This is a genomic window from Paenibacillus sp. NMA1017 (assembly GCF_058895805.1).
Genome location: NZ_JBZXYR010000032.1, coordinates 1 through 5,912, shown reverse-complemented (window position 1 = coordinate 5,912; position 5,912 = coordinate 1). Strand labels below are relative to the sequence as shown.

4 protein-coding genes and 17 tRNA genes are annotated in these 5,912 nt (G+C 44.8%); 3 read left to right on the top strand and 18 right to left on the bottom strand.

Annotated elements, in window-relative coordinates:
• Positions 1-579: 579 nt before the first annotated feature.
• The gene (locus tag AC5ELV_RS26135) at positions 580-1,320 is read right to left on the bottom strand and encodes a Crp/Fnr family transcriptional regulator (protein WP_493432432.1); all 741 of its coding nucleotides are present in this window, start codon (positions 1,318-1,320) and stop codon (positions 580-582) included.
• A gap of 300 nt (positions 1,321-1,620) precedes the next feature.
• Between AC5ELV_RS26135 and AC5ELV_RS26130 the strand changes: the two genes are divergently transcribed.
• The 3 genes from AC5ELV_RS26130 (at position 1,621) to AC5ELV_RS26120 (ending at position 3,963) form a co-directional block, all read left to right on the top strand.
• Complete coding sequence (locus AC5ELV_RS26130; RefSeq protein WP_493432431.1) at positions 1,621-2,070, top strand: GAF domain-containing protein; 450 nt, start codon at positions 1,621-1,623, stop codon at positions 2,068-2,070.
• 143 nt (positions 2,071-2,213) lie between these two features.
• On the top strand, positions 2,214-2,867 hold the full coding sequence (locus tag AC5ELV_RS26125) for a response regulator (protein WP_016818376.1): 654 nt from the start codon (positions 2,214-2,216) through the stop codon (positions 2,865-2,867).
• Complete coding sequence (locus AC5ELV_RS26120; protein WP_493432430.1) at positions 2,860-3,963, top strand: PAS domain-containing sensor histidine kinase; 1,104 nt, start codon at positions 2,860-2,862, stop codon at positions 3,961-3,963. The genes AC5ELV_RS26125 and AC5ELV_RS26120 overlap by 8 nt, the downstream gene beginning before the upstream one ends.
• Before the next feature lie 199 nt (positions 3,964-4,162).
• On the opposite strand, the gene AC5ELV_RS26115 is transcribed toward AC5ELV_RS26120, so the two are convergent.
• The 17 genes from AC5ELV_RS26115 to AC5ELV_RS26035 form a co-directional block, all read right to left on the bottom strand.
• Positions 4,163-4,233: transfer RNA gene (locus AC5ELV_RS26115), tRNA-Gly, on the bottom strand.
• Between the two features lie 9 nt (positions 4,234-4,242).
• Positions 4,243-4,316: transfer RNA gene (locus tag AC5ELV_RS26110), tRNA-Pro, on the bottom strand.
• Positions 4,317-4,339: 23 nt separating this feature from the next.
• Positions 4,340-4,416: transfer RNA gene (locus tag AC5ELV_RS26105), tRNA-Arg, on the bottom strand.
• A 26-nt stretch (positions 4,417-4,442) separates the two neighbouring features.
• A tRNA-Cys gene (locus AC5ELV_RS26100) sits at positions 4,443-4,514 on the bottom strand.
• Positions 4,515-4,524: 10 nt separating this feature from the next.
• Positions 4,525-4,599: transfer RNA gene (locus AC5ELV_RS26095), tRNA-Gly, on the bottom strand.
• A 6-nt stretch (positions 4,600-4,605) separates the two neighbouring features.
• Positions 4,606-4,692: transfer RNA gene (locus tag AC5ELV_RS26090), tRNA-Leu, on the bottom strand.
• Between the two features lie 14 nt (positions 4,693-4,706).
• A tRNA-Lys gene (locus AC5ELV_RS26085) sits at positions 4,707-4,782 on the bottom strand.
• Positions 4,783-4,786: 4 nt separating this feature from the next.
• Positions 4,787-4,861, bottom strand: a tRNA-Gln gene (locus AC5ELV_RS26080).
• A 17-nt stretch (positions 4,862-4,878) separates the two neighbouring features.
• A tRNA-His gene (locus AC5ELV_RS26075) sits at positions 4,879-4,951 on the bottom strand.
• Between the two features lie 19 nt (positions 4,952-4,970).
• Positions 4,971-5,056: transfer RNA gene (locus AC5ELV_RS26070), tRNA-Tyr, on the bottom strand.
• A gap of 4 nt (positions 5,057-5,060) precedes the next feature.
• Positions 5,061-5,136 (bottom strand) — tRNA-Thr (locus AC5ELV_RS26065).
• A 26-nt stretch (positions 5,137-5,162) separates the two neighbouring features.
• Positions 5,163-5,235: transfer RNA gene (locus AC5ELV_RS26060), tRNA-Phe, on the bottom strand.
• 66 nt (positions 5,236-5,301) lie between these two features.
• Positions 5,302-5,378: transfer RNA gene (locus AC5ELV_RS26055), tRNA-Asp, on the bottom strand.
• 25 nt (positions 5,379-5,403) lie between these two features.
• Positions 5,404-5,477 (bottom strand) — tRNA-Met (locus AC5ELV_RS26050).
• A gap of 30 nt (positions 5,478-5,507) precedes the next feature.
• Positions 5,508-5,583 (bottom strand) — tRNA-Val (locus AC5ELV_RS26045).
• A gap of 6 nt (positions 5,584-5,589) precedes the next feature.
• Positions 5,590-5,661 (bottom strand) — tRNA-Glu (locus AC5ELV_RS26040).
• Between the two features lie 31 nt (positions 5,662-5,692).
• A tRNA-Ser gene (locus tag AC5ELV_RS26035) sits at positions 5,693-5,784 on the bottom strand.
• Between the last annotated feature and the right edge of the window lie 128 nt (positions 5,785-5,912).

The window sequence follows — 5,912 nt, the reverse complement described above, 5'->3', positions numbered from 1 at the left end:
CATTAAAGACCAACCGAAGTTGGTTTATAGAAAGAGCGATAAGCTCATTTTGAAACTGACGAGATAAAAATATCTCTTGTTTGATTTTGCAAGCAAAATCAATTTACTCACTCGTTGTTCAGTTTTCAAAGATCAAACATTTCTCTTTCGCCGCGTTTTTCAGCAGCTATAAGATCATATCATGTTCGTTTCAAAAATGCAAGGGTTATTTTTTTCTTTTTTGAAGATTATTTCACCCAAGCTTTTCGCTTTTGAAACTGCTGTTTTGTTGTCAGCTCAAATAATATATCATTTTCAGTAATATAAAGCAACTTGTAAATAATTCCTTTTTTAAGATTTAAAATTCCTTCCACCTTTTAGTCAACCATTATTAGCTCCAATATTACTTCAAAACAGCTAGTTCATAAAATGTCATGTGTTCAGTTCCATTTAATATAAATACATTTTGGGTAATTAGCCGCTATACGACGTTGATTAGTTTTTTTTAATATATGTTGTTCGTTATCCCATGTGCTAGATTGTTAGAAGACATGCAGCAAGGCGAAGTCTCTTGGACCCCGCCTAATGGTATTCATAATATTAGAGGCGACAAATTTCATGGGCACATTGGCCGTACGAAGGACAGCAGCACATGCCACGTAATACCTTGAGATCATGAATGACAATCTTTCCATCTCTCGTATCTAGGGTTCCCTGCTCTTTCAGCGCGCTCAGCATCCGGTTCACACTCTCTCGCGTCGCTCCAATCATCTCACCTAATTCGGAGTGACTTAGCTTCATATTTAATAAAATGCCATCCTTCACAACCACGCCACATGTATTGCTGGCACGGATCAATGTAGACGCTAGCGCTCCAGTTTTACCATACAACAGTAAGTCCCGAAAACGCGATTGCATAATGCGTTGCTTCATGGCCATCCACTGGATGAACTGAAGTGCCATTTCCCCATTTTTGGACAAGAGCGACTCCAGATCCTTAACAAGCACGACGCCTAACTCACACACATCGGCTGTTTCCGCAGTGCAACTGTACTCTTCTCCATCTATTCCGCTAAATTCCCCAATTAAGTCGCCTTGATGCTGAATGGTCAGAATCAGTTCTTTACCATCTTCTGTCGACTTACGAAGTTTAACATGACCTGAATGTATATAATAAAGCTGCTCTGCATCATCGCCCTCTCGGAAAAGCATAACGCCTGCCTTTACCTTCTTCCAGGACATAATATTTTTTAGCAGATCAAAATGTTCTTCTGTCAAATAAATCTGAATTCCCGTGCGTTCCGCTTCGTCCCCAAACCGTTCCATACAAGTGGCTTGCATGTTAGCGTCCTCCTCGTGTTTACCTGATATCTATATCATAATGTTTTAATGCCTGGGTTGTTATCGGGAGAACACCTGATTTTATACCTTCCTACTCCCTGATTTGCTGTGATAAATATCACTCCCGAAGTGAGCTAACGCCCCATTTATCGGCCTTTTCCCTACTCCTTAACCTACCAGATGAAAAGTCAGTGTTTCCTGCGCCTATAGATCAGGGGGTTCCCTGATCTACTTTTGTAACTGTCGGAACTACAATGAATTAGAGATATAGTTTTGGTTATGAAAAAGGATGTGTCTTCTATGCTACAAATAACGGATGAAATGCGAAAAGAACTAAACCAGTTGAGAGATACTATTCATGGTGATCTCACTGCCCTTGCATTTATGTCCAAGTCAGGTGGTAAGCTGCATTGGTATTACGCCTCCGGCAGCCGAAGCAATCGCTATCGCCTTATTTCTTTTAAGATTGGCCATGGTATTGCGGGGATAGCTGTTCGTCTGGGACGTACCGTGACTGTGAGTGCTTTGATACCAGGTAGTATACGTTTGCGTCAGGAATGTGCACTAATGCTGGCTGAGCAGCTTCACTCTGCTGTTGCTATTCCCTTTTCCAGCACAGGGGATCTGCCCAACGGTGTGCTGCTTCTTGGTAATCGTGATGTGAGGACGTTCACAGAGTCTGATGTAGTCGAGGCCACTCAAGTCGCTCAACGTCTTAGCCAACTATGTGCTTACCCTCTCACTCCATAGATCAACAATGTTGCTGTAGATAATGAAACTCATAAAATACTTGATATGACTGTCCCTAACTATCTTTGTTGATTGAAATCCCTAAAATTTGCTATGATTATGACAAAACGCACGGTTTTTTTACCGTTCGAGGGGATGACAAATTGATTCGTATACTAGTAGTGGATGATCACGTTGTCGTACGTTCTGGCCTCATGGCCCTACTGGACGGCAAAAACGGCATTAAGGTAGTAGGAGATGCAGCAGACGGGGATGAGGCAATCCGCAAGGCAGTTGAGCTACAACCTAATGTCGTTCTCATGGATTTTAGCATGCCACCTGGCAAAGATGGTCTCACGGCAACCACTGAATTAAAAAAACAGTTGCCCGATACAGAAGTCCTTATTTTAACGATGCATGACGATGAAGAATATCTGTTCCGGGCCATTCAGGCTGGAGCATCCGGATATATTTTAAAAAGTGCACCTCACGAGGAGTTACTCGCCGCCATCCAGTCTGTAGCCGAAGGTAGTGCCTATTTGTACCCGAATGCAACCAAACGACTGATGAGTGAATATCTAGACAAAATCAAACAGGAAGGCATAGCCGGACCCTATGAATCCCTGTCTGAGCGGGAAAAAGAGATTCTATCGTGGGTAGCCAAAGGATATGCCAACAAGGAAATTGCCGAGCATCTGGTGATTAGCGTCAAAACCGTAGAGTCCCATAAAAGTAACCTTATGGAGAAACTTAACTTGAAAACACGACCTGAGCTAGTCAAATTCGCACTAAAAAAGGGGCTGCTCCATTATGAATGAACCTTCTAACCCTTTACTGCAGCATGCCTTTGGTGAATCAACCGATAAACTGCTGAATGATCTGGAAATTTATATACCAGAGTCCCCTTTTCTCCATGCACTGCGTAACTCACTCCACCAACTATCCAATCTTAAATTTGCTTTAGATACGTCTTCCATCGTTGCTTTGACCGATCATCGAGGCATTATTCAGTACGTGAACGATAAGTTCTGTGAGATTTCGCAATACAGTCGTGAAGAGCTCATCGGTCATGATCATCGTCTTATTAATTCAGGCTATCATACCTCTGCCTTCATGAAAAACCTGTGGACTACGATTCGTTCAGGTGAGGTATGGCAAGGAGAAATACGTAATCGTGCTAAAGATAACAGCTACTACTGGGTGAATACTACGATCGTTCCGTTTATGGACGAGGAAGGTAAACCCTATCAGTACTTAGCAATCCGCAATGAGGTCACTAAACTGAAGAGAGTAGAAGCAGAACTCCAGTCTATGATGACGCAAGTCATGCAAATACAGGAAGAAGAACGTAAACGCTTTTCAAGAGAGCTGCATGATGGGATAGGGCAAAGCTTGTTTTCACTTATTATTCAATTAGATAGCCAACTTGCCGAACAACCTAGTGCTGCTCTGGAGAGTCTTCGTTCGCAGGTGACTGACATCATCAAAGATGTTCGTGGTCTAGCGTGGGAACTCCGTCCCTCAGTTCTGGATGATTTGGGTGTCGTCCCAGCTCTAAGAACCTATATTGAAAACTTCTGTTCTCATTACGGGATTGAGGTGCATTTTCAATGCACTCTACGTAAACGCCTTGATATTCGCAAGGAAATAGCAGTTTATCGGATTGTACAGGAGGCTTTAACCAACGTAGCCAAATACGCAGATGTAGCAGAGGCATATGTCGACGTTGAGGATCAAGATGAAATAGTACAAGTGACCATTCGGGATGAGGGCATTGGATTCTCTGGAAAATCCCAAGGAGAGGGAGTAGGATTGTTTAGTATGGAAGAAAGAGCTAGAGGGGTAGGGGGATTTATGAGTATGACCTCTGCTCCAGATAAGGGAACCTCCATCCAGCTGACCATTCCCGTGTAAAAACTGTCACTAGATCGGTTATCGGTGTATACCAGTTGTATGATCAGAACGATATACACCGATACCGAGATTATGAATAATCAACACATTGTGGGTACATGAAGATAAATACAAAAAAAGAGAGAGCTCTGTCCCCAGACAGGCTCTCTTTATTTATAAGGTGTCACCACTGAGGCAACAAGAATCCGCTATAGCAAAAAGCGGGTGATGGGAATCGAACCCACGCTACCAGCTTGGAAGGCTGGAGTTCTACCATTGAACTACACCCGCAAATCAGTATCGGGATGACACGATTTGAACATGCGACCCCCTGGTCCCAAACCAGGTGCTCTACCAAGCTGAGCTACATCCCGACATTATACATTTTTTTAAGAAATGGCGCGCCCTGAGAGATTCGAACTCCCGGCCTTTTGATTCGTAGTCAAACGCTCTATCCAGCTGAGCTAAGGGCGCATATTAAATTCCATAATGAGTAGTCAAGGCGCCACCCAGATTTGAACTGGGGAATGAAGCTTTTGCAGAGCTTTGCCTTACCACTTGGCTATGGCGCCGTATGGATAATGGAGCGGACGACGGGAATCGAACCCGCGACCCTCGCCTTGGCAAGGCGATGCTCTACCGCTGAGCCACGTCCGCAAAATATGGTGCGGTCGAGAGGACTCGAACCTCCACGGGGGTTAGCCCACACGGACCTGAACCGTGCGCGTCTGCCAATTCCGCCACGACCGCAAAATAATTATAAATGGTGAGCCATGAAGGACTCGAACCTTCGACACCCTGATTAAAAGTCAGGTGCTCTACCAACTGAGCTAATGGCTCTTAATGGCTGGGGATATAGGATTTGAACCTATGCATGACGGAGTCAAAGTCCGTTGCCTTACCGCTTGGCTAATCCCCAATAAATTAAGAATAAAGGGCGGCCGATGGGGCTTGAACCCACGAATGCCGGAGTCACAGTCCGGTGCGTTAACCACTTCGCCACGACCGCCATATGATTATGAAAAGACTGGTGGAGGATGATGGATTCGAACCACCGAACCCGTAAGGGAGCAGATTTACAGTCTGATGCGTTTGGCCACTTCGCTAATCCTCCAAAATGGTGCCGGCGAGAGGACTTGAACCCCCAACCTACTGATTACAAGTCAGTTGCTCTACCAGTTGAGCTACACCGGCACATTACTCATTTCCCACTTGAAAGGTGGCTCGGGACGGAATCGAACCGCCGACACGAGGATTTTCAGTCCTCTGCTCTACCGACTGAGCTACCGAGCCATAATTTATTTTGTTACTAGATCATATAATCCGCACTATATATGCCAATTATATATGAAGTTAAAATGGCGGAACTGACGGGATTCGAACCCGCGATCTCCTGCGTGACAGGCAGGCATGTTAGGCCTCTACACCACAGTTCCAGAGGCATTTCCAAAAGGAAATTAATTGCGGGGGCAGGATTTGAACCTACGACCTTCGGGTTATGAGCCCGACGAGCTACCGAACTGCTCCACCCCGCGACATTAAAAGGGATTTCTCAAATTTTCTTATGGTGGAGGCTGAGGGGATCGAACCCCCGACCCTCTGCTTGTAAGGCAGATGCTCTCCCAGCTGAGCTAAGCCTCCATATTATGACCCGTAGGGGATTCGAACCCCTGTTACCTCCGTGAAAGGGAGGTGTCTTAACCCCTTGACCAACGGGCCTTGCAAATAAGTTCTGATTTTAATAAATTTATGGCGGAGAGAGAGGGATTCGAACCCTCGCACCACTTTCGCAGTCTAACCCCTTAGCAGAGGGTCCCCTTATAGCCACTTGGGTATCTCTCCATATAAATGGACTCGCTTAGCAAAATTCCGCAAGTTATTCTGTATCTCACCAAAGTGATTTGGAATATCAAGCGCAATTTCAAGGTTACACCCTGAAAACTGGATCCGAAACTCATTTGCGTTTTATT

Coding starts and splice junctions, on each gene's coding strand:
- AC5ELV_RS26130 (WP_493432431.1), top strand. CDS start 1,621: ATGCTACAAATAACGGATGAAATGCGAAAAGAACTAAACCAGTTGAGA.
- AC5ELV_RS26120 (WP_493432430.1), top strand. CDS start 2,860: ATGAATGAACCTTCTAACCCTTTACTGCAGCATGCCTTTGGTGAATCA.
- AC5ELV_RS26135 (WP_493432432.1), bottom strand. CDS start 1,320: ATGCAAGCCACTTGTATGGAACGGTTTGGGGACGAAGCGGAACGCACG.